General features: G+C 40.5%; 20 protein-coding genes. 14 read left to right on the forward strand and 6 right to left on the reverse strand.

Features of this window, described 5'->3' with window-relative positions:
• Nucleotides 1–6: 6 nt before the first annotated feature.
• Complete coding sequence (locus B1F84_RS01800) at nucleotides 7–915, reverse strand: pyridoxal-phosphate dependent enzyme (protein ID WP_131690404.1); 909 nt, start codon at nucleotides 913–915, stop codon at nucleotides 7–9.
• 334 nt (nucleotides 916–1,249) lie between these two features.
• Between B1F84_RS01800 and B1F84_RS01805 the strand changes: the two genes are divergently transcribed.
• The 9 genes from B1F84_RS01805 (at nucleotide 1,250) to tldD (ending at nucleotide 13,912) form a co-directional block, all read left to right on the forward strand.
• The gene (locus tag B1F84_RS01805) at nucleotides 1,250–3,256 is read left to right on the forward strand and encodes a formylglycine-generating enzyme family protein (RefSeq protein ID WP_131690405.1); all 2,007 of its coding nucleotides are present in this window, start codon (nucleotides 1,250–1,252) and stop codon (nucleotides 3,254–3,256) included.
• A 135-nt stretch (nucleotides 3,257–3,391) separates the two neighbouring features.
• Nucleotides 3,392–4,435: a rod shape-determining protein gene (locus B1F84_RS01810; RefSeq protein WP_008113726.1), complete on the forward strand. Its 1,044-nt coding sequence runs from the start codon at nucleotides 3,392–3,394 to the stop codon at nucleotides 4,433–4,435.
• Entirely contained in the window at nucleotides 4,435–5,277 is an 843-nt protein-coding gene (mreC, locus tag B1F84_RS01815; protein WP_175611398.1) for a rod shape-determining protein MreC, read from the forward strand. Before B1F84_RS01810 ends, mreC begins: the two co-directional genes overlap by 1 nt.
• A complete protein-coding gene (gene mreD, locus B1F84_RS01820) occupies nucleotides 5,270–5,749 on the forward strand; it encodes a rod shape-determining protein MreD (protein WP_008113730.1) in 480 nt (159 codons plus the stop codon). The genes mreC and mreD overlap by 8 nt, the downstream gene beginning before the upstream one ends.
• Nucleotides 5,749–6,318: a Maf family protein gene (locus B1F84_RS01825; protein ID WP_131690406.1), complete on the forward strand. Its 570-nt coding sequence runs from the start codon at nucleotides 5,749–5,751 to the stop codon at nucleotides 6,316–6,318. Before mreD ends, B1F84_RS01825 begins: the two co-directional genes overlap by 1 nt.
• Nucleotide 6,319: 1 nt before the next feature.
• The gene (gene rng / locus B1F84_RS01830; protein ID WP_131690407.1) at nucleotides 6,320–7,792 is read left to right on the forward strand and encodes a ribonuclease G; all 1,473 of its coding nucleotides are present in this window, start codon (nucleotides 6,320–6,322) and stop codon (nucleotides 7,790–7,792) included.
• Nucleotides 7,792–11,640: a YhdP family protein gene (locus B1F84_RS01835; protein WP_131690408.1), complete on the forward strand. Its 3,849-nt coding sequence runs from the start codon at nucleotides 7,792–7,794 to the stop codon at nucleotides 11,638–11,640. Before rng ends, B1F84_RS01835 begins: the two co-directional genes overlap by 1 nt.
• On the forward strand, nucleotides 11,637–12,476 hold the full coding sequence (locus B1F84_RS01840; protein ID WP_008113739.1) for a carbon-nitrogen hydrolase family protein: 840 nt from the start codon (nucleotides 11,637–11,639) through the stop codon (nucleotides 12,474–12,476). The genes B1F84_RS01835 and B1F84_RS01840 overlap by 4 nt, the downstream gene beginning before the upstream one ends.
• Complete coding sequence (gene tldD, locus B1F84_RS01845; RefSeq protein WP_131690409.1) at nucleotides 12,473–13,912, forward strand: metalloprotease TldD; 1,440 nt, start codon at nucleotides 12,473–12,475, stop codon at nucleotides 13,910–13,912. Before B1F84_RS01840 ends, tldD begins: the two co-directional genes overlap by 4 nt.
• 58 nt (nucleotides 13,913–13,970) lie before the next feature.
• Here the strand turns inward: tldD and B1F84_RS01850 are convergent, their stop codons facing one another.
• The 4 genes from B1F84_RS01850 to B1F84_RS01865 are packed head-to-tail and all read right to left on the reverse strand — an operon-like array spanning nucleotide 13,971 to nucleotide 17,457.
• Nucleotides 13,971–14,471 carry a DUF3299 domain-containing protein gene (locus B1F84_RS01850; protein WP_008468279.1) on the reverse strand — a complete coding sequence of 167 codons (501 nt, stop codon included), beginning with the start codon at nucleotides 14,469–14,471 and terminating at the stop codon, nucleotides 13,971–13,973.
• Between the two features lie 14 nt (nucleotides 14,472–14,485).
• Complete coding sequence (locus B1F84_RS01855) at nucleotides 14,486–15,733, reverse strand: ABC transporter permease (protein WP_131690410.1); 1,248 nt, start codon at nucleotides 15,731–15,733, stop codon at nucleotides 14,486–14,488.
• The gene (locus B1F84_RS01860; protein ID WP_131690411.1) at nucleotides 15,730–16,416 is read right to left on the reverse strand and encodes an ABC transporter ATP-binding protein; all 687 of its coding nucleotides are present in this window, start codon (nucleotides 16,414–16,416) and stop codon (nucleotides 15,730–15,732) included. Before B1F84_RS01860 ends, B1F84_RS01855 begins: the two co-directional genes overlap by 4 nt.
• Before the next feature lie 6 nt (nucleotides 16,417–16,422).
• On the reverse strand, nucleotides 16,423–17,457 hold the full coding sequence (locus B1F84_RS01865) for a CDP-glycerol glycerophosphotransferase family protein (RefSeq protein WP_131691891.1): 1,035 nt from the start codon (nucleotides 17,455–17,457) through the stop codon (nucleotides 16,423–16,425).
• Between the two features lie 217 nt (nucleotides 17,458–17,674).
• On the opposite strand from B1F84_RS01865, the gene B1F84_RS01870 reads away from it, so the two are divergent.
• The 5 genes from B1F84_RS01870 to B1F84_RS01890 all read left to right on the forward strand — a co-directional run bounded on the left by B1F84_RS01870 (nucleotide 17,675) and on the right by B1F84_RS01890 (nucleotide 23,124).
• A complete protein-coding gene (locus B1F84_RS01870) occupies nucleotides 17,675–18,778 on the forward strand; it encodes a phosphoribosylaminoimidazolesuccinocarboxamide synthase (RefSeq protein WP_131690412.1) in 1,104 nt (367 codons plus the stop codon).
• Between the two features lie 136 nt (nucleotides 18,779–18,914).
• A complete protein-coding gene (locus B1F84_RS01875; RefSeq protein WP_131690413.1) occupies nucleotides 18,915–19,577 on the forward strand; it encodes a methylamine utilization protein in 663 nt (220 codons plus the stop codon).
• On the forward strand, nucleotides 19,570–21,885 hold the full coding sequence (locus B1F84_RS01880) for an EAL domain-containing protein (RefSeq protein WP_131690414.1): 2,316 nt from the start codon (nucleotides 19,570–19,572) through the stop codon (nucleotides 21,883–21,885). Before B1F84_RS01875 ends, B1F84_RS01880 begins: the two co-directional genes overlap by 8 nt.
• Nucleotides 21,875–22,705: a DUF3034 family protein gene (locus tag B1F84_RS01885; protein ID WP_131690415.1), complete on the forward strand. Its 831-nt coding sequence runs from the start codon at nucleotides 21,875–21,877 to the stop codon at nucleotides 22,703–22,705. The genes B1F84_RS01880 and B1F84_RS01885 overlap by 11 nt, the downstream gene beginning before the upstream one ends.
• Nucleotides 22,705–23,124 carry a group 1 truncated hemoglobin gene (locus B1F84_RS01890; RefSeq protein WP_008113759.1) on the forward strand — a complete coding sequence of 140 codons (420 nt, stop codon included), beginning with the start codon at nucleotides 22,705–22,707 and terminating at the stop codon, nucleotides 23,122–23,124. The genes B1F84_RS01885 and B1F84_RS01890 overlap by 1 nt, the downstream gene beginning before the upstream one ends.
• 41 nt (nucleotides 23,125–23,165) lie before the next feature.
• Here B1F84_RS01890 and B1F84_RS01895 read toward each other — a convergent pair whose 3' ends face one another.
• The gene (locus B1F84_RS01895; protein WP_131690416.1) at nucleotides 23,166–23,909 is read right to left on the reverse strand and encodes a glycosyltransferase family 25 protein; all 744 of its coding nucleotides are present in this window, start codon (nucleotides 23,907–23,909) and stop codon (nucleotides 23,166–23,168) included.
• Nucleotides 23,910–23,950 lie beyond the last annotated feature (41 nt).

Genomic DNA, 23,950 nt, shown 5'->3' on the forward strand with positions numbered 1-23,950 from the left:
TACAAGTCAAACAAGTCCACGATATTTTAGCCCATCTAAACCTTGTAGCCCCCCTGTATGAATGGCAATAATTTTGCTGCCTGGGGCAAAGTAATCATTGTTTATGAGTTGCCAAAGTGCGTACATCATTTTACCGCTGTAAATAGGTTCCAGTGGTAACTGATATTGCTGCTGCATGTACTGGCAAAACTGCCACAGCTCAGTAGTAAAACGACCATATCCGCCATTGTGAAACTGTGTAAGTAATTGCCAATTACTTTGTGATTTTGCTCGAGGACTAAGAGCCCGTATTTCATCTCGTAGGTAGTCGGCTTGCTTTAAAACGGCAATACCTAATACAGTACTTTTACTTGAACTGCCCTCTATTAAGCCCGCTAAGGTTCCACCACTACCTGTAGGGCAGATTAAGTAGTCGTGCTCAGGTAAACTTTGTGCAAGTTCTTTACATCCCTCTATAGCAAACTCGTTAGTGCCTCCTTCAGGCAGGATATACGCATTGGGAAATCGGGCCTGCAATGCTGCTAAGTATGTTTTATCATTTCGTTGTCGGTACTCTAACCGATTCACTACATGTAATTGCATGCCACATTGTTTTGCAAATCTTATCGTTGGATTATTTAGATCAAGCTCCGGACCGCGCACAATTGCGTGGGTTACTAAATTAAACTCCTTTCCCGCCGCAGCACACGCGTGAATATGATTTGAAAAAGCACCACCAAAGGTCAGTAATTCTGTTTTGCCCTGTTGTTGCATACGAACTAAATTGTATTTGAGCTTTCGCCATTTATTACCACTGATAACAGGATGCAATAAATCATCGCGCTTAATGCTTAGCGTAATCTTTTTATCTGCTAACAATTTGTTGGTAATTGGTTGCAAATAACTATGTTCATTAATCCTGAATGGTATTGGCATTATCACTCTTTTTTATTAGTTACATGATGAATGTGCTGTGTAATAGCGTTATTTTGACTCAGGTTTTATTACTTAAGCAAACTAAAAAAGGGAATTAGCTGCTAAATTGGTATCTTAAGCGCGTAAAAAACAAATAAATATCGGTGTTGTTAAATAAATTAGCTATTTAGTACAAATGAAACGGTTATTTACTGGCATGAAGCGGGATAATAGTTGTAAACTGAGATAATAAATGAACAAAGCTTGTGTTTTGTGCTTCAAGTACATAGCATAAGGTTTTATTATAAAAAATAATAATAACCAAATAATTGCCGCTTTTTTGGGACTGGAATATATGCGAATTGCTCCTTTATCTCTGTTAATTTCTGCTAGCCTTTTTGCCAGCACAGTATTTGCACAAGATACAACTACTGTAAACAGAATTGAATCAGAGATTAATACGAAACAAACAGAATACACTCGTTCAACAACGATGCTCGATAAATATTTACAAGAAGAAAATCAACTTCAAACCCAACTTGAACTGCTTAGAGCGCGTTCAACACAGCTTGATAAAGAAAAAAATCAAGCGTTGGATGCGATGAATGACATGTATCGACGCTTAATTGATAATCCATCGCTTGATATTACGCAGGCACAATCGCGTTATCAAAAAGCCGTTGTTGATAAAGAACAAAATAAAAATGATATCTCAATGCAATTGGCGGCAATTGCATCCCATCTTAAAGATATTGAGCAAATTCGCGCAGACAAGCATACGCTACAAAACACGCTTGAAAGTTTAAAAGTGCAATACACCTCAGCGCGTGTAGAGCGCTTGCGTAATGAGTTTACCCGCGAGGGAACGCTTGAAGTTGACTATAATATTAACTGTAAGCGCACTGACACCCTTGCAGCATGTGAGCAACGAGCTCAACAAATGGGGTTAAAAAAAGCAACCAAACGTTTCATCGATCAAATATTTGAAAATCTAACAGAAAAACGCCTTGTTGAGCCTAAGCGAGACATGGCAGGTGCACAGGTTCAGATTTTAAGTAGTCATGTAATTAACAGCGCGTTTAGCGGCCAAGGTAATTACAATGTAAATTTAAGCGTTACCATGCGTGGTGATGTAAACAGCAGCCGTTTGTGCCATTTATTAAGCGTTAATAACAGTTTTTGTTCAGAATATGGTACGCCGCTAGCAAATACTTATCAGCCAAATTACGGCGCTACTTTTTCTGATAGTCAGTTAACATTCAGTGATAATGCGGATAATAAAGCGGTCGCTGTTGTTGCAAAAACAGTTAATAAAAAGCCTAAAGTGGTCGCTGAACAAAAGAAAGATCAACTAGTTCAGTTAACTTTGCGCTCTAACGTGCATGGCGATGAAGTATTTATTAATGACATTCGTGTAGGTTCTACTCGTTTAGTGACAAATTTACCTCGTGGTTTACATAAATTAGAAATACGCAAAGAGGGTTACGTTCCTTATAAAGCGCGTATTGACTTAAAAAAGACACGTACACTTTTTGCTAAGTTAGAAAAAAAGTCAGAGTCGATTGCTGCACCGACTAAAAAGCGAGAGCAAATAATACAAGCAGATTGCCCTAAAGGAATGGAAGTTGATACACAGCCACCAACAGTGGATTCGTCGGCCGTAATCATTCCTGTTGGCACATTCAAAATGGGCGACATCAACGGCAATGGACTGGAAAATGAACGTCCGGTTGTTGAAAAAACGATTAGTGAATCGTTTGTAATGCAAAGCAAAGAAGTGACTTTTGGCGCCTTTGAAGCTTTTGTAAACGAAACGCAATATAAGACTGAGGCTGAAAAAGGCAAAGGTTGCGCTTATTACCTAAATGGCGAACCCGTTTGGGAAGCAAACTTAAATTGGCGCGCTCCTGGGTTTGAACAAACGAATGAGTTTCCAGCGGTATGTTTGACGAAAAATGACGCCACGGCTTACGCAGAGTGGTTTTCGGATAAAACTGCGCAAACGTATCGCCTACCTACTGAGGTTGAGTGGGAATATGCTGCGCGTGCAGGCACAGATACTGAGTACCCTTGGGGTAACGAAATTGGTAAAAACTTAGCTAACTGCGGTTGGTGTGGTAGCGAATGGTCAAACAAACGCACCGCACCGGTAGGGTCTTTTTCAGCAAATGCATTTGGCTTATACGATACCGTGGGTAATGTATGGGAATGGACTAGTAGCACAGGGAATAAAAAAGATGCCGTTGTTCGCGGAGGCGCATGGAATTTTGCACCTAGCCTTGCTCGTGCCTCAACGCGTTTAGTTTTAGCACCAGACTTTAGAGCTAATTACATCGGCTTTCGCTTAATGAGCGAACGATAATATTTAGTGAGGAAGCATACGCTTCCTCTTTTTAATGATTACAAAGACGGTTGCGCTTTACATTGCTCATTACATTGAGAATGTTAAAGTAAGCGCAACTACAATAAGAACGAATTTCAAAGGTCATCCAGCCTCATGTTTAAAAAACTCCGTGGTATTTTTTCAAACGATCTGTCGATCGATTTAGGTACAGCTAACACACTAATTTATGTAAAAGAAGAAGGGATTGTATTAAATGAACCTTCTGTTGTTGCTATTCGTCAAGAGCGTGCTGGTGGCCCTAAAAGCGTTGCTTCTGTAGGTACAGAGGCTAAACAAATGTTGGGGCGTACGCCAGGTAACATTAAAGCTATTCGCCCAATGAAAGATGGCGTGATTGCTGATTTTTATGTCACCGAAAAAATGTTACAGCACTTTATTAAACAAGTGCACAACAATAACTTTATGCGACCAAGCCCACGTGTACTTATTTGTGTACCTTGTGGTGCTACACAAGTTGAAAAGCGTGCCATCCGCGAATCAGCAATGGGTGCAGGCGCTCGTGAAGTATACTTAATTGAAGAGCCTATGGCTGCTGCAATTGGTGCAGGCTTACCGGTATCGGAAGCAACGGGTTCAATGGTTGTTGATATTGGTGGCGGTACAACTGAAGTGGCTATTATTTCACTTAACGGTGTTGTGTACTCATCATCAGTGCGTATTGGTGGCGACAAGTTTGATGAAGCCATTATTAATTATGTACGCCGTAACTTTGGTAGCTTAATTGGTGAAGCCACGGCTGAGAATATTAAACACCAAATTGGCTCTGCATTCAAAACAGATGATCCTGTGGAAATAGAAGTACGTGGTCGTAACCTTGCAGAAGGTGTTCCTCGTTCGTTTACACTTAACTCTCATGAAATTTTAGAAGCATTACAAGAGCCGCTAATGGGGATTGTAAGCGCTGTTATGGTTGCACTTGAGCAATCACCACCTGAGCTGGCATCTGATATTTCAGCGCATGGCATGGTATTAACTGGCGGTGGCGCATTACTAAAAGATTTAGATCGTCTACTCATGGAAGAAACAGGTATTCCAGTGGTTGTTGCTGATGATCCACTTACCTGTGTTGCTCGTGGCGGCGGTAAAGCGCTTGAGATGATTGATGTGCACGGTGGTGACGTTTTTAGTTACGATTAATGAAATCAATGTTTGAAAAAACGGTATCTCTGCAACTGCGACTTTTTGTCGCAGTGCTTTTGAGTATCGTATTGATCCTCGGAGACAAGTTCACGCAAGGTGGTGAGAATATTCGCACCAGTTTGAATACCTTAGTTAGCCCGCTCATTTATGTTGCCAACCTGCCTTACGAAGTATTTAGTTTTAGCGCTAAGAGCTTACATACCCGCGAGCAGTTGCTTACCGAGAATGAAGCCCTGAAAAAAAAGCAAGTATTGCAGAGCGAACAAATACAACAATATGAATTCTTAGCAAAAGAAAATCAAAAGCTACGAGCATTAATGGGTTCGTCTTCAAAACATTCAAATCGTAAAATTATTGCTCAAGTGCTCTCTGTTCACTCAAATCCTTATAGCCACCAAGTGGTGATAAATCGCGGTACCACCGATGGTTTAAGTGAAAGCCAAGCGGTGATTGATGATATGGGCTTAGTGGGGCAGTTGACTAAAGTGGGCTCAACCACCTCTCGGGTGTTATTAATTACCGATACCACCCATGCTACGCCTGTGCGTATTTTACGTAATGATGTGCGAACAGTGGTTGAAGGTATAGGTAAAATTAACGTATTGAAGCTGTCACATGTGCCGCACAGTTTAGATGTACGTATTGGCGATGTATTAGTTACATCTGGCCTTGGTGGCACGTTTCCTGAAGGCTATCCGGTAGCGGTGATCACCGAAATTACCCGTGATGAAGGCCAACCTTTTGCGCAAGTATTTGCTGAGCCGATAGCTCAATTAGACCGAATTCGATTATTAGTGGTGTTATGGCTAAATCAGCAGGAGTTGATGGGAGATGATTAACCGTCAAATGCTATTAATTGCATTGAGTATTTTCTTTGCATTGGTAATGGCATTGATGCCGCTACCCTTTTCACTTGAACCATTTCGCCCTGATTGGGTGCTGTTGGTGCTTATGTACTGGTCTTTGGCTTTACCACATCGTTTAAACATAGGTACGGCTTGGGTTGTTGGATTACTAATTGATTTAGCGACTGGCTCTTCTTTAGGTGTAAACTCATTAACCTACTCGGTGTGTATTTTTGTTACGGCAAGTAACTTTCAAAAAATTCGCAATTTTTCATTGTGGCAACAAAGCCTTTTAATTGGCTTATTCTTAACGCTTTACCATTTGATGCAGTTTTGGTTAAATCATTTTTTGCTTGGCGTTTATTTTAGCCCACATTACTTATGGCCTGTATTAACAGGCATGTTGAGTTGGATATGGGTATTTTTATTACTTAGAAAATACCGTAGACACTTTAGGATCAGATAATGACTTGCGCAGTACATTTAGCCTCCGCGTCTCCCCGTCGTAAAGAGCTTTTAACCCAGTTGGGTATCGAGTTTTCACAATTTAGTGTTGATGCCGATGAAAGTCAGCTTGCTAACGAACTCCCATATGATTATGTCGAACGCTTAGCGCGTTTAAAGGCACAAATGGGGGTAGAACAAGGCTTTACCGATCGGCCTGTTCTAGGTAGTGATACTGTAGTCGTGATTGACAATCAATCTTTAGGTAAACCTCTAGATAAACAAGATTTTACTCACACCTTAAAGCGTTTATCAGGGAATACTCATCAAGTGTTAACTGCTATCGCTTTTGCGACACCAAAAAAAGTAATGAGTTGTGTTGTCAGTACTGATGTTACTTTTAAAATACTCAGTGATGAAGAAATAGACGCTTACTGGCAAACGGGCGAGCCTCAAGATAAAGCCGGTGGTTATGGTATCCAAGGGTTGGGCGGGCGCTTTGTAACGCATATTTCGGGTAGCTATTTTGCCGTTGTAGGCTTACCTTTATATGAGACAGAACAATTATTACATACATTCTTAAGAGGGTAGCATGAGTACAGAACTACTGATCAATGTCACGCCAAGTGAAAGTCGCGTTGCCCTAATCGAAAACGGTGTATTACAAGAAATTCAGCTAGAGCGTATTGGTAATTTAGGCATAGTGGGCAATATTTACGTAGGTAAAATAAGCCGTGTTCTACCGGGAATGCAAGCCGCTTTTGTTGATATAGGCTTAGAAAAAGCGGCTTTTTTACACGCTTCAGATATCGTCAATAGTGCCTCTATTGTGGAAGGTGTTGATGATGAGCCAATTAAAAAAGTCCAAGATATTCGTGAGCTTGTTCGCCAGGGTCAGTACATTATGGTGCAAGTGGTTAAAGACCCACTGGGCAGTAAAGGTGCACGCTTAACTACTGATATTACTATACCGTCACGCTATTTAGTATTTATGCCAGATGCGACACATGTGGGTGTGAGTCAACGTATCGAAACGGAAGAAGAACGCGCTAGGCTGAAAAAAATTGTTGCTGAATATGGCGATGAAAACGGTAGCTTTATTGTTAGAACTGCCGCAGAAGGCGCAAGTGAAGTAGAGCTACGTCATGATGCTGCGTTTTTAAAAAAACTGTGGGATAAAATAGTTTCTAAGCGCCGTAAAACCAGCAAAGCCAGTATTTTGCATGAAGATCTTACGTTGGCTTTTAGAACGTTACGTGACTACGTGGGCGAAGATATGGAGCGCATTCGTGTTGACTCTAAGCTTACCTACCAAGAACTTAAGCTGTTTACTGAAGAGTTTGTGCCGTTATTATCGCAAGTGCTTGAGTATTATCCGGGTGAGCGCCCCATTTTCGACTTATTTGATGTAGAAAGTGAAATTCAAAAGGCATTGCATCGTAAGGTGACTTTAAAGTCGGGTGGTTACCTGATCATAGATCAAACAGAAGCTATGACCACAGTTGATGTTAATACCGGTGCATTTGTTGGTCACCGTAACCTTGAAGAAACTATTTTTAATACCAATGTTGAAGCAACCTCAGCTATTGCCCGTCAACTAAGGCTGCGTAATTTAGGCGGTATTATTATTATCGACTTTATTGATATGGTCAGCGATGAGCACAAGCGCCGGGTAATGCACTCATTAGAATCTGCGCTTTCTAAAGATCGAGCTAAAGCCAATATTAATGGTTTGTCAGCATTAGGGCTGGTTGAAATGACCCGCAAGCGAACTCGCGAAAGTTTAGAGCACATACTGTGTGATGTATGTCCTGCGTGTTCAGGGCGTGGCTCTCAAAAAACGGTTGAGACCGTATGCTATGAAATCCTTCGCGAGATAGTACGTGTTAACCGCGCTTACGATGCGGATAAGTTTGTAGTTTATGCATCTCCTGCAGTATGTGAAGCGCTATTAAATGATGAATATCACAACCTTGCAGAGCTAGAGTTATTTATTGGTAAGCAAGTTAATATCCAAACAGAAAGTTTATACAGCCAAGAGCAGTTTGATGTGGTAATGATGTAATGAAATTTAAAGCGGCCTGTTTCTTTTGTGTGCGCAAATTATGGCAAATAAGTGCTGTAATTTTGGTGCTACTGGCCGTTATTGTTTCTATTTTAAAATACACCTTACCCTACGCAAACGATTATAAAGGCGACATAGAAAACTACCTTGATAGCAAGTTTGATATTAGCTTATCGATAGGTGCTATATCGGCAAGTTGGCAGGGTAATGGTCCTGCCTTAGTGCTCGAAGAATTATCATTTAAAGACAACCAAACCGCCCCTATTTCTTTAACTATTGCGAAAACCAGTTTAGAGCTCAACCTTTGGGAAAGCTTAAAGTCTTTTCAGCTCAAGTCGAATTACTTTGTGATCAATGGTTTTCATACCAAGGTTAATGTCGCGAATTTATTTGTAGGTAACCAAGATGATGTGTCATTTGAACAAAAAGAGCTAATAGAAGGGCTGTTTTTAGGTGAAACCGGTCATTTTGCAATAGAAAACTCCAGTATCAGCTTTGTATTAGAAGATAACAAAGAGCGTAAACTGTTATTAGAAAACATTGTATGGCAAAACCAAGATAAACAGCACCTTGGCAGTGGTAGCCTCGCATTACCGGGTATTTCGGTGGGTAATTTTGACGCACGTATTGCGCTCAAAGGTGAAACCTTAGAGCAAATGGTGGGCGATCTGTATGTGCAGGCTAATCAGGTTGATGTGTCAAATTGGTTAGCTCAGTACATTAATACTCAAAAGCAGCAACTACATAGCGATTTAAACTTACAAGCTTGGCTTAGATTAGAGCAAGGCCTAGTGAGTGACGTAAAGGTACAGTGGTTACCGAGCGCGGTAAATTGGCAACTCAATGAGCAAACACAAAAGGTAAGCCTAAGTGAAGGGGGATTTCATCTATACCCAGAGCAAAATAGTTGGCGATTAAAAAGCACAGGCTTAGCATTTAGTACGGGTGAAACCACTTGGCCAAGCCTTGAATTTGAAGCCTTATTAGGTAAGCAAAATAAAGTATGGCTACAGCAACTTGATTTAGCACTATTGAGTGATTTAGCTGAGTTGACTAATTTTCCCAATTTAGCCCCTTTTTTAGCACGCCAACCAAGCGGACAAATCAATACCGCGTACCTTGAGTTTGCCGATGCAAGGCAATGGCAACTATGGTTTGAAGCCGATGAAATTAGCTGGCAAGAGAAAAACGCCGTACCCGCCGCTCAATCCTTAAGGGTTGATGGATTGGTTAATCAGCAATATGGCCGGATCACTATTTTTGGTGAAAACAGCCACTTAATTACAGGTGCTAGTTTTAGTAATAATATTGACTATAACCAGCTAAACATTGAATTAGATTTAGCTAAACGTTCAGGCGATTGGCATATTAGCAGCGATAACCTATGGCTTGATAACAATGAGGTGACTTTAAGCGCACAGATGCAGCTAAGCTTAGGTGATACGCCACGCTTGGATTTATATGCTGAAGCGTTTGCACCTGATGCCAGTATTGCAGGTCACTATTTTCCTTTGACGTTAATGAGCTCTGAGTTGGTTAGTTATTTAAATGGCGCAATAAAAGCAGGTGAAGTATCAAATACTCAGGTGTTATTTTCTGGTCCATTATCAGGTTTTCCATTTAAAGATGGTTCAGGGCAGTTTGATGTAATAGCGCAAATAGATAATGCCACCTATCAATTCGATCCCGATTGGCCTGCAGTTACAAATGCCAGTGTAAAGCTGCATTTTGAAAATGAGCGTATGGATATTTACAGTCAGCAAGGTCAATTGGTAAATCTAGACGTTGGCAGTAGTGTGCAAGTAAGTATTAATGACTTAATGGGCAGTGCGCCATTGGTGGTTAGTATTGATAAGCAAGCAGAGCTTGAAAAAATGCACGATTTTTTTGCCGCTACACCTTTAGCAAATCCATTAGCTGATATTTTTAATATTGTACAAGGGCAGGGGCTTGCTAGTGCAAATATTGAATTGTTAATCGGTTCACAGTTTGAAGGTGGGGCCAGTGTCAGTGGTACAGTTAATTTACTCGATTCCCCCCTTTACATTTCTGCGCCTGGTATTTCACTTGAGCACTTAAAGGGTGAACTTAGCTTTAATAATCAACAAATAAACCTTACAAATGCAACGGCTACATGGCTTGGTATGCCACTAACTATTAACTACAATAGTGACGCAAACGCAGAGGATTATCGCGCTGATATAAATATAAATGCTCAGCTTGATGCGAAAACACTTATAAGTCATGGACAAGGTATTTTAGATGGTTATTTAAGTGGGCAAAGTGATGTTGATATTGCTTTGGCGCTTAATTTTACCGAGCAAGGATTTAATTATCGTGCCGAAGTTGAATCGCCACTTATTGGCTTAAATAGTTCTTTGCCTGGAGCATATACAAAAAGCAGTGAGCAAGCTTGGCCACTGAGTGCAGTTATTCAGGGTGATGATATATCTAACTTGATCACCGCAAACGTTGATCAGCTAGTGTATTTTAACGCCATTTTAGATAATGCTAAATCGCAGTTTAATAACGCCCACTTTATAATAGGTAACAAAGATTTAGGGCTTAACTCACAAGATTTAGCGGTGAGTATTAATTTAGCGCAAAGTGAGTTGTTACCTTGGGTTAATTTAATTGATCAAATTATTAATGTAGCTAAAGTGCAGCCTGAGAATACACCGCCAGGCGTTATGCCACCTTTACATGAAGTGGTTGCGAATATTGACATGTTTAATGTTAGTGGCATGCAGTTTAATGATTTTGATATGCGTTTATCGCCCCTAAATAATAATTTGCAATTAAAGCTTAATGCCAAAGAATTAAGAGCAGAAGTGTTCATTCCCAGCGGGCAATCAAGTCAGCCGATTCGAATTAACAGCGACTATTTAAGGCTTAACTTTTTAGAGGCCGAAACAGAACAACCGAGCGAAAAATCAACCCCAGAACAACTTGCTTGGCTTGCAAACTTGCCGGCTATTGAATTTGAATGTGCCGATTGTAAGGTTAGCCATTATCAGCTTGATAAGGTAAGTGCTTCATTGTTAGGCGATGGTAAAAAACTGCTTATTTCTGAGCTAGTAGTTGATAAGGGCGATCATATATTACGTACTAAAGGGCAGTGGCAAAATGGCCTAACAGCAATGAGCGGCGAACTTAAAAGTGATGATATTGGCGCTTTATTTAATGAATTTGATATCACCACTACTATTAAAGACTCAAACGCCAATCTAAATTATCAACTAAATTGGCAAGCGGCACCTTATAACTTAGACATTGCTAGTTTAGACGGTGAAATTAGTTGGGATTTAGGCGAAGGCCATTTAACTGAAGTCAGTGATGGAGGCGCACGGGTATTTTCATTACTGAGCCTTGATTCATTAGTGCGTAAGCTAAAACTTGATTTTAGAGATGTATTTTCTAAAGGTTTTTTCTATAACAGCATGAAAGGTACGATGCAGATAGATAAGGGCATTGCCTATACCCAAGATACTAAAATGGATGGGGTGCCTGCCGATCTCTCGATTAAAGGGTATGCAAATTTAAATACTCTCGAAATTGACTACGACTTAGCAGTAGCACCGCAAGTAACGTCGAGTATTCCAGTAATTGTGGCTTGGATGGTTAACCCAGTAACGGGGCTTGCAGCTTTAGCAATTGATAAAGTAATTCATTCTGCGCGAGTGATCTCAGAGATCAACTTTAAAGTGACGGGCAAAATGAACGATCCTCAGGTACAAGAATTAGATCGTAAGAGCCGAGAGGTGACTTTACCGCAAGCAGCACAAAATCAGCCGCAAGCATCTTCAGAGTTAAAGCTTAAAGATGCTGAGGTGAGCGCAGCGCAATGAGTAAATCACTTATAAGTACAACACCTGCGATTATTGCATTGCAAATGTGCTCAGGCTTAAACCCTGATGATAACATTGCCACCTTAAAGCAAGCCTTAGCTGCTCTGCCAAACACGCGACCTTTGTTAGTATGTTTACCAGAAGCGTTTTTAGTGTTTAGTAAACACGCTGGTGATACGTTGTTAGTGTCTCAGCGTATTGAACAATATAAACAGCAAATCAGTGAATTGTGCCGTAAACATAATATTTGGTTAAATGCTGGCACCATGCCAGTGCCCTATAACCAACATAAGTATTACGCTGCCTCACATTTGTTTAATAACCAAGGCGATATTGTTGCAAGCTATAACAAAATACATTTATTTGATGTTGAGGTAGATGACCAGACCGGCAGCTATCGAGAATCCGATTTTACTCAAGCGGGCGATGAGGTTGTGGTTGTTGATTCTCCCTTTGGTAAAATTGGTTTAACAGTGTGTTATGATTTGCGCTTTGCTGGTTTATTTAATGCTTTAGTTCGCAAAGGCGCAGAAATTATATTAGTACCCAGTGCGTTTACTGTGCCTACAGGTAAAGCGCATTGGCAGCCGCTACTTGCAGCACGTGCCATAGAAACGCAGTGTTATGTTATTGCTGCAGCGCAATATGGAACACATGAAAACGGTAGGCAAACTTATGGTCGCAGCCTGATGTTATCGCCTTGGGGTGAAATATTAAGCGAAAAACCAACAGGGCTTGGTTTTATTAGTTGCACCGTAGATTTAAACCAGTTACACAAAATTAGACGAGATATGCCGCTGCAATCTCACCAACGATTTAGAGAGCCATTATTATGAATTCGGTTGAACAGCATTTATTACACGACAGCCAGCTAAATCGAGAAGAACTCGAAAAAACATTAGCTTATATTCACCAGCACAAAGTTGATTATGCCGACCTTTATTTTCAATCGAGTCATCATGAGTCTTGGGTATTAGAAGACGGCCTTGTTAAAGAAGGGTCTTATAACGTTGAGCGTGGTGTTGGCGTACGGGCTGTTAGTGGTGAAAAAACCGGTTTTTCGTATTCAGATGCAATCAATCTTGAAGCGCTAAACAAAGCAGCCACGGCTGCACGTAGTATTGCCGATGCCGGTGAAGATAAAGCGGTTAAAGTATTCAGCGATGTGGCTGCAAAGCAGCAGTTTGCGCCACATCAGCCTATTTCTAGCATGAGCGACACCGATAAAGTTAATTTGTTACGTGAGCTTGAAAATTATATTCGCGAATTAGCCCCTGATGCTGAGCAAGTTATTAGCTCAATGTCTGCGGTATACGAAGAAGTATTAATTGCAGCCAGCGATGGCACCTTTGCTACAGATATTCGCCCACTGATCCGTTTAAACTGCTCTGTATTACTTGAAAAAGATGGTCGCCGTGAACGTGGCGGTGCTGGTGGCGGCGCTCGCCTAGATTATGGTTACTTTAAAGAGTTGGTTGATGGCAAGCCGCGTTGGATGGGTTTTGCAGAAGAAGCCGTTCGTCAAGCTAAAGTAAACTTAGAAGCCATTGATGCCCCTGCGGGTACTATGGAAGTCGTATTAGGCAATGGCTGGCCAGGCGTGTTGTTACACGAAGCAGTAGGTCATGGCCTAGAGGGTGACTTTAACCGTAAAGGCGCGTCTGCGTTCAGCGGTAAAGTAGGTCAAAAAGTTGCTTCAGAGCTATGTACTGTGGTTGATGATGGCACTATGGCCGATCGTCGTGGTTCACTTAATGTGGATGACGAAGGTACGCCTGCAGCCTATAACGTACTTATCGAAAACGGTATTTTAAAAGGCTATATGCAAGATAAAATGAACGCGCGTTTGATGGGGGTAAACCCAACAGGTAACGCACGTCGTGAGTCATACGCGCATTTACCAATGCCACGTATGACCAACACTTATATGTTAGGTGGCGAGCAGAGCCAAGCTGATATTATCAGCACGGTTAAAAAAGGCGTGTTTGCCCCTAATTTTGGTGGTGGCCAAGTGGATATCACCTCAGGTAAGTTTGTTTTTAGTGCCTCAGAAGCTTACTTGATCGAGAACGGTAAAATCACCCAACCAATTAAAGGTGCAACATTAATTGGTAATGGTCCCGAAGTAATGCAGCAAATCTCTATGGTAGGTAATGATTTAGCGCTTGATAAAGGCGTAGGTGTTTGTGGTAAAGATGGTCAAAGTGTACCAGTAGGTGTTGGCCAGCCAAGTTTGAAAATTGATCAGTTAACGGTAGGTGGTACCGCTTAATTTTATTAAAAAGTCGTTAAAAAAAACCGCGTTTCTACGCGGTTTTTTATTTTAAGAATTAAAGCTCAAAGGGAGCAACACCGACAGCTTGCATTTGATAACCCACTTGGGCTATTTCGCCAGACCAAGTTTGCGTTTTAATAACGCCCGTTACAACAATCGCATCATATAAGCTATCGATAGGCACACCGCCTTTAATAGTTACATGAACCAGCTGATTTGGCGGTGGAGGTGGCACATGAATACAGGCACCAAAGTAAGGGACTAATAAAAACTCGGTAATAAGTTCGCTGTCACCTTCAAGTGGCACAACAAACCCAGGTAAGCTAACAGACTGCCCATCAAGTGCTTTGACAACCGGCGCGTCCAAATCAGGTTGCACCCAGTTTTGCTCACTGCCTTCGTGATTAGCTTGTGCTTGGGTATCTATTTGCACATGCCCTTGTGGGATCAAGTCTTCCCAAAAAATTTCCTTCGGTGGATTTGCAATGCTAGCAAAGCTAATTAGTACTGCACTTAAGAGCATTAAAGAGTGTGTAGTTACTTTAAACAACGTCATGATCATCCTAAAGTTTATATTTTTATACTCATACCATCACTAAGAGAATAAAAGTAAGCGCGTGTAGCGGGGATCAAGCCAATAATGAATCCCGCAGCCATAATAACGCCAATCAAAGTGAGTTCATAGTCAGAGAGCATACTGATATTAATGCTCACTCCTGCTTGGCTTTGTAAGTAACCCGCGGTTGTGCCCATAAGCGCATAAAATAGAGTGCAGCCTACTAAGCAACCTAAAAAGGTAGTGAGCAGTGATTCTATACTGATCAGTGAAAATAATTGCCAAGGGCGGGCGCCCACAGAACGTAATATTGCCAGTTCTCTGCGGCGTTGATTAAGGTTAGCCAGCAGTGTGGTTAACATACCGAGCAAGCTAATAATAACCACCACAAATGAAAATAGCAGTAGGATCTTTTCTATTATTGCCAGCATTTCCCAAAGCTCTTTTAGTGTGACTGTGGGCATAATCGCTAATAGAGGTTCTGGTTTAAATTGATTTATGTTGCGCCTAATTTGTAGCGTATAAAGTGGTGAGTCGAAGCCCATTAAAAAGGCGGTGATTTGTTTTGGGTGGCCAACTAATGCGTGGTTTGAGTGATCATGATGATCGCCATGAGCATCATGGCCGCCACCATGGATCAATTCAATTGCCGCCAGTGGTACATGCAAGGTTTTATCAACAGGGGTGCCAGTAGGCTTTAAAATACCAACCACTTTAAAAGGGTTATCATCATGATGATGAAAGCTAGTGTTGCCCATACCATGAGAAATTACAATTTCATCACCAATTTTATAGGCTAGTTTACTTGCAACCTCACTACCTATAACAACTTCATTGATGCTAGAAAAAGCCTTCCCTTGTTCAAATGCTAAGGGCTGTTTTTTAGCAAATCGATAGTGCTTAAAATAATCGAGTGTGGTGCCTAAGACTGCTTGGCCTTTATGGCTATCGCCAAGGCTAATAGGAATGCTCCACTTAACCCCGCGCTGTTTTGTTATGTATTGATAGCTTTGCCAACTCACCCCATTATTGGTGTGGCCAATTCTAAACACCGAGGACAGTAGTAATTGAATATCGCCCGTGCGTGCGCCAACAATTAAATCGGTACCCGAAATGGTATTACTAAAACTACTTTTAGCATCTACGCGAACGCGCTCAATACTGAGTAATAACATGACGCTAATCGCAATAGTGAGCAGTGTCAGTAATACACTGGCACGTCTATTTAGCAAACTTTTATAGGCAAGTTTAAATAAAATCATACATCACCTTGTAAATTTACTAAGTCGATTGTGCGGCTAAAGAGTGGCTTTAATGTTTCATCGTGACTGACAAAAACAAGCGTACTGTTACTTTTTTTTGCTTGTTCAAATAACAGCTTAATAAAGCTTTCACGATTTTGCGTATCAAGTGCTGAAGTAGGCTCATCGGCAATGATAAGTTCAGGACTGCCTATAAATGCGCGTGCTGCGGCAACTCGCTGTTGCTGCCCAATACTTAAAGTGGCAACATTTTGATTATGAAAGTGCGGCTCCAACCCAAGTGCGTTGAGAAGTCGAGCGGCTTCTTTGGTTAAACTATCAGTTTGGTTGAGCACGTGTCGCTGACGCTTTTTCGAAAATTGGCACCCTAAACATACATTTTCTATTGGGGTTAAATAAGGCAGTAAATTAAAGTTTTGGAAAATATAGCCAATATGATCAGCTCTAAATGCATCGCGCTGTGCATTGGTAAGCGCACTTAGGTTTTGGTTCAAAACACAAAGTTGGCCGCTAGAGGTTACATTAATGCCTGCCAGTAGTGCCAGTAAGGTAGATTTACCACTGCCGCTTGGACCATGTAAAAAAACATGTTCACCTTCATCAATGGCGAGTTGCTCAATAGTGAGAGTGGGGCTGGTTGCTTTTTTATGCCATTTAAAAGATACATTCTCAAGGTTGATCATAACGTCTTACCAACTCCAATAGTTAAGTCTTTTGCGCATTTTAAATTGTCTAATAAGATTAAGTGGTTTAGCTTTGAGCTTTTCATCACTATGCAACAGTTCATTGGTTGCGCAAAGTACTCGTTGGCTTGACTTGCCATCTGTGTATGGGTGTAATTCTTGGCAAAAAGCTTCAATATTATCCACCAGTTCTTTTGGGTAAGTTAGTGCATAGTCTATTGCGGCTTCAACGTTATTTTTATCTGTAATATCAAGTAAGTGTTTTTCAGGTGCTTTATTACAAAACGTTACAACCGGTTTTCGTTGTACTAAAAACATCAGTAGTATGGATGAAGTATCGCACAGCATTACATCAGCAGATTGCAGTAATGGAATAACATTATCTGTTTCAACAAAGGTTAGATTGTCATTACTCAATGCTTGGTATTTATCAACCCATTCTTGCGGCATTTTCGGATGAAACTGAACTAATAGTCGCCATTTACCGCTTTCACTAAAGTGTTTTATTTGTTCATAAAGTTTAGGTGCAAGAGATAAGCGTTTTGAAAATGTAGAACAGATTAACACCGTTGGGCGAGAGTCTGTTTCATCAATATGGCTAGGCTTTGAGTTACCGTTAAAAAATTGATCTAGGGGAGGCCAACCTGTTTCTACTACCTTAAAATAACCCAGTTTTTTTTGTAACGCCGTAAATGGAGCCGTTGTATTTGGGCCTTGTGTACAATATAAATCAAAGCAGCCCCGCACTTTAAAATGATCGTTTTGGCCTTTTTTGTTTAGCTTTCCTGCATCAAAGCCGTGAAAAACAGCCACTTTCTTTCCGGGAAAAAATGTAGGGATGGAGTTCGCTGGTGCAAAGGTTGCGTTAGGCTCCCATTGATTTATTTCATGAATAGAGTTTAGCGTTTTTTCATCACTTTTTAGAAAGTCTGGATTAACATTATCACCCTCTAAAAACCATTTAACTTCCCCTCCTTGAGCTAATATTTCTGCTTGCAAAGGCCTTAAAATAGCATAGGAATAATTTTGGGAAATATACATTAAATATTTCTTATTCTTAGTGGCAGTTAAATAGTTCAAGCTAGCTCCTCAGGGCAAGTAATTATGCCAGTTTACCCCAATGCGCCAGCTAGATAAATATTCTGAGATGATTTGTTTTTAGCCTAAGATTGAGCTTTGTGGTTGCCTAGATTATTATAGAGCGCCTAACCCCAATTCCATACTTTGCTCTTTGAGCATGCCAAACCCCGGAGATAGCATGACTAGCTATAAAGTTTTAGACGTAAACGATGACTTACCCATTCGTACTAAAGGTAAAGTACACAGTGGCAAAGTGCGTTCAGTTTATTGGTTAACCGATGCAGATAGTAAACGCTTAATAAATGAAAAAGGCTATAACGTTCCTGCCGATACTGAATTAGCCATTATGGTTATTTCAGACAGAATTTCTGCTTTTGATTGCATATGGCAAGGTGAAAATGGCCTAAATGGCGTGCCGGGTAAAGGCATTGCATTAAACTCAGTGGCTGCTCATTGGTTTAACATGTTTAATGAAGCAGGTTTGGCGGGTAATCATATTGTTGATATTCCTCATCCATACGTATGGATTGTTCGAAAAGCCAGTACAGTTAAAGTTGAAGCAATTGCTCGTCAATATATTACCGGCAGTATGTGGCGCGACTACGCCAAAGGCGAAAGACACTTTTGTGGCTTGCAACTTCCAGAAGGCTTAAAAGCGAATCAAAAGCTTGAGCACGTACTTATAACTCCTTCTACTAAAGGTATTATAGAAGGGGTTGCTGATATTCCTGCCGTTGATGATGTAAACATCACGCGTGAGAATATTACAAACAACTTAGATGTTTTCAATTTTAAATCGATTGATGATGTCGCCAAATACGAAAAATTATTGGTAGAAGGGTTCGAGCTAATTAGTAATGAGTTAGCTAAGCTAGGGCAAATTTTCGTTGATACTAAATTTGAATTTGGTTACGTAGAAGATTTAAATGGTGTGCAGCAACTTATTTATATTGATGAAGTAGGGACACCTGATTCATCGCGTATTTGGGATGAAGCATCTTATAAAGATGGCAAAATTGTTGAAAACTCAAAAGAAGGTTTTCGCCAGCTGTTAATTAATAATGTGCCAGAGAGTGATGTGTTATTAAATAAAGATCGTATGGCTGAGCGTGAGCAGTTAGCAAAAGATTATATTTTACCTGAGTCAGTGATGCTTGAAGTGTCTGACACTTATGTGGGTATCGCTAGCAAAATTATCGGTAAAGAGATCGTTATACCCAAAGATCCGCGCCAAGAAGTGATTGCTATTTTAGATGCTGATTACGGTTTAATTAATCATTAATGAGCAAGTTAATTTTAGTGATAAAGCTTATTTAAACTAGTGAAAAAGTATTTATTTTAACTAACTGAGCTATATTTCTTGCAATTAGTGCTCGTCTCTAATTAACTTAACCTATAGTGAATATTTAGGTGTGATTATGTTAGAGCGAGCATCGCAACTTATTGCAAAATGTCGTTTTTTATTAGTACTGGGTGCATTGTTTAGTGTATCGGCGTTTGGTAATTCTATTAATTTGGTTATTAAAGATCAGCATGGACAAGTATTGCCTAATGCTGTCGTAGAAATAAAGCATTTACCTTCTTCAAAAACTTCGGGCAATTTACCCACTGCGGTAATGGATCAAGTTGATAAACAGTTTTCACCACAGCTGCTTATTGTGCGCCAAGGTCAGTACGTTAACTTTCCTAATAGTGATAATATTCGCCACCATGTGTATTCTTTTTCAAAAGCAAAGCCTTTTCAATTAAAGCTCTATTCTGGCCAGCCAGAAGAACCTATTAAGTTTGATGATCAAGGTGTTGTTGTTCTAGGCTGCAATATCCACGACTCTATGGTGGGCTATATTTATGTCGCTAACAGTAATCATGTGTATACCAGCAACGAGCAAGGCCAGATAGAGCTGCAAGTTAACTCTTTTCCTGTGCAAGCCAGTATTTGGCATTCACTGCAAACAGCTCCTTTGGATAATAAAAAAATGTTTGATATAGAATCAACCAACTCGTTATCAATCACTATAAATACGTCTACGCCTGCACCACGAAATACCTTTGGTAGTCAATTTAGGGAAGGTAATGGGTAATAATTTACGTAGCCGTATAACAACGCTATGCGTTGGCTTGGTGTTACTTACAACTTTACTCAGTTTAGTGAGTTTTTGGTGGTCTACGAGTAAGTTTCAGGCAGAAAAAGTCCAGCAAAATATAACGGTTGCGCAAAGCGTTTATAAGCAATACTTAAAATCAAAAGAGAGTTTGCTATTAACCGCCGCTAAGGTGTTAACCGCTGATTTTGGTTTTAAGCAAGCAGTTGCTACTCGCGATGCAGCCACCATTAGTAGTGTGCTATACAACCATAGCCAACGGATCAATGCTGATTTAATGCTGTTGCTCGATTTATCGGGGCGGTTAGTCTCTGCTAATGTTAATGCACAAAATTTTGCAGATAACCTACAGCCCCTAATGGATGAGTTATTAAATAATTCTGAGCAATCGAGCTTTGTCGTGTTAAATAATCAGCTCTATCAAGTGATATTATTGCCCGTTAAAACCCCCAGAACTATCGCTTACAGCTTGGTCGGCTTTAAAATCACGCCGGCTGTTGCTACTGAGCTGAAAAGTTTAACGGGTATGGAAGTTAGTTTTGTTGCGCAGTTAGATGATTTTGCAGCAAGCTCGTTGGTACCTCAACCTAAAAATTTTCAACCTATAGAATACTTTGAAACTAAAACTACAGCTCGTTTTTTTGCTGAGTACTTGGCCTATGAAAATCAACAAATAGCTTTACCATCTTTGCAATCGCATCCGGTTACCTTACTACTTAGTGCTGATTTAACTTCAAGTTATCGAGATATTGAGCAGCTATTGCTGACGCTAGTTACATTGGCCGTATTCACCATGTTATTTGGTGTGATCACCAGTAGTTTGCTAGCCAATAACTTAACCACCGGGCTTACACAGTTGGCGGTTATTGCAAGGCAATTTGCCAAAGGCGACTACCGTTTTAAATTTGAAGGTAAAAAGCAAAGCAGCGAAATAGCAACGCTAGTCAGCGCGTTTAATAATATGGGTAATGATATTAATAAGCGTGAGCAGCAAATCAGTTTTCAAGCACATCACGATACTTTAACAGGGTTTTATAACCGTTCAGCTATGTTAGATTTATTAGCAAAGCAGCTCACTAAAGATAAACGCTACACGCTTGTTGCTATTGATATAAAAGGCTTAAGGCACATAAACGACAAACTTGGCCCACAAGTAGGTGATGAGTGTTTAATTGCAGTGGCAAATCGTATTCGTCAATTCTCGGATGAGCTTGGTGGATTTCATGCACGAATTGGCGGCGATGAGTTTTTAACGGTTTACCCCAGTGTGAAGGTTGACCAAGTAAAATGTGCTGTAGCCGACTTAATTGAGCAATTACAGGCACCTTATCAGATTAAAAGCTTAAAAATAAGTTTGCGCTTTAATGCCGGGATTGTGCAGTACCCCGGGCAAGGCGTGAAAGCGGACGATTTAATGCGCCGTGTACTCATTGCTGTCGATGCGGCTACAACAAGCCAACAAAGCTTACATTACTACCAAGATGGTGAAGATGAGGCGCATTTAGACCGTTTAATCATGCTCGATGAGCTAAAACAAGCGATTGATGATGATAACGGGCAACTGTTTATGACCTATCAGCCCAAGTTGAATATTAAAAGCAAGAAAATTGATAAGGTTGAGTCACTTATTCGTTGGCAACGTGATGATGGGAGCTGGGTTTCGCCTGAAGTGTTCATTGATTTAGCTGAGCAGTCAGGATTAATTGTGGAACTAACTGCTTGGGTTGTCGATACAGTTATTGCGCAAATAGCCGATTGGTATAAAAAAGGGATTCACTTACAGGCCGCCATTAATGTGTCAGCCCAAGATATTGCGCATGCGGGATTTCATAATTTGTTGGTCGCGACCTTAAAGAAATATCATGTAAACCCCAGCTCTGTCACTATTGAGTTGACGGAGCGCGATATGATTGAAAATGAAGCTCAAGGTATCAAAGCGTTAGAGAACTTAAAAACTATCGGTGTTAAAATATCACTAGACGATTACGGTGTCGGGCAAACATCATTGGGGCGATTAAAAATGTTACCTATTGATGAGCTTAAGCTAGATAAATGCTTTATTTTAACTTTGCATGAGTCACAAAAAGATCAATATATAGTGCGCTCGTCAATCACACTTGGACACCAACTTGGGTTTTCAGTGGTGGCCGAGGGCGTAGAAACGGCAGCGTCTTTATCATTGCTTCATGAAATGCAATGCGATCATGCACAAGGATACTACTTGAGTCGTCCTTTAAAAGCACAACAATTAGAACAATGGTTAGAGGAATATCAGGGTGTACATTAAATTTTTACTGAGCATGACACTCTTATTTTGCAGTACGCTAACTGTAGCTGCAACGGGAAAACTATTAGCAACACCGGGCGTGTCTCAAGTTGAAGGCAGTGCAGGAGGAGGGTTAGTTCCTTGGGCGCAGCTAGCAGGTTATGCTAGTGAGGACGAATGGGCTGTTAATGGCTTTTGTAGTCGTGCTGATGTAACAGATTACCGCCTAGATGCCTGTGGTGTGCAGCTTAACCTATTTAATCGTGTTGAACTGAGTTATGCAGTGCAGCAGTTTGATGTGCCTGCGCTCAATACAGAAATAGAGCAGTCAATTTCTGGGGCAAAAATTCGTTTATATGGTGATATAGTATACAGTAAGTGGCCCCAGCTAAGCATGGGTGTACAGCATAAATCACTGGATGATGGCACAGTTGCAAAGTTGGTTGGTGCAAAAAATACCAGTGGTACAGATGTGTACCTAGCAGCCAGTAAATTACATTTGGGCGCACTTGCTGGGTACAACTGGTTTTGGAATGTGACCACCCGTTACAGTAAAGCCAATCAGTTAGGGCTTTTAGGATATGGAGGGACTAATGAAGGTAGCCATATTTTACTAGAAGCAAGTAGTGCGGTGTTTGTAAGTCGTGAACTTGCTATTGGCATTGAGTATCGACAAAAAGCCAATAACCTAGGTTTAGGCGAACAAGATTGGCGCGATTTATTTATAGCGTGGATGCCTAATAAACACGTCAGTGTAACGGCGGCCTATTTAGACTTAGGGCGGATTGCTGGTGTTGACAAACAAACCGGCTGGTATTTATCCGTAACGGGGTATTGGTAATGAAACTGAGTGTATTTATTTTTTGTTGTTTAAGCTTACTTTTAGGGTGTACAACACAACCTAACACCTCTTTGTATCAGCAACTAGGCGAACAAGCTGGGCTTGAAAAGTTAACTGACAGTTTTATTGCCCAAATAGGTAATGACAAGCAGGTATTTCATTACTTTGAACACAGTAATATTAGCCATTTTCGACAAGGGTTTATTAGCCATTTATGTTCGCTGGTTGAGGGCCCTTGTGAATATAAAGGCGACTCGATGGTTGCTATCCATACAGGTATGAACATAAATGAAAAAGACTTCAATCACGTTGTCGATTTATTAATAAATGCAATGAACGAGCAAAATATCCCACATACAGTGCAAAATGAAATTTTAGCTAAAATGGCGCCATTGCGTGGCGAAATTATTAAGATTTAATTTTTATAATCAAATGCATACATGTAAAAATATGCTGGGTATTACTCACTTGTAATTTTGGCAAGATCCGCAGTTTTATATCGTCTTTGCCTATGAATACTCGATCTATGAATTAAATTTCTGATAAATGTACTGCGGTTGGAATGAGAGCCTGCATTAGCGCTTGTTATTTCACTAATAAAGCTTCGATCTTCGGCAACAGGGTAGGGTTTTATGCCTATCATATTTAAGCCTACTTCAGTGTGAAACTGCATATCGACATCTACCGGTCTAAAAAACGGTTTTCTTTGCAGTAGTTTTTTAGCGCCGCTTAGTGAAATGATGTAGCCTTGAGTGCCGTTTGGTGCTTTTTTATAGTTGCCAACTGTTAGGTTATTTTCTAATAACGTACTGTCAATAAATGGAAAGTTTCGATTATCAGATAACTTGATTAAATCCCAGTTTTTTAATTTAAGCGCCGCATCAACAACATCTTTAAGTGAAGCTTCAATGAAAAGGTCATCCTCTAATACAACACAATAAGCGATATTTTCATCGACCATTTTTTGCCAAAGGCGCATATGGCTTACATAGCAACCAATTTCACCTGCAGATAGGTTGCGATTGTAACGTTTTTTATTTTTTTTCGGGCAATACCACTTGAGGATTTCTTGTTCACTAAGGTTTTTGCCAATGGTCGCTTCAAAACGTTCAGCATTTAAGTGTAGACTGGTAAGTCGCTTTAGGGTTGTTTCCCAACGGTCTTCGCAGCCTTGCATATTGATAATGTAAAAAGGGATTGGCATAATTTTATTTTATTTAGAAACCTCAAAGCAGCTATTTTAGC

This window comes from Pseudoalteromonas sp. DL-6, from assembly GCF_004328665.1.
Classification (GTDB): domain Bacteria; phylum Pseudomonadota; class Gammaproteobacteria; order Enterobacterales; family Alteromonadaceae; genus Pseudoalteromonas.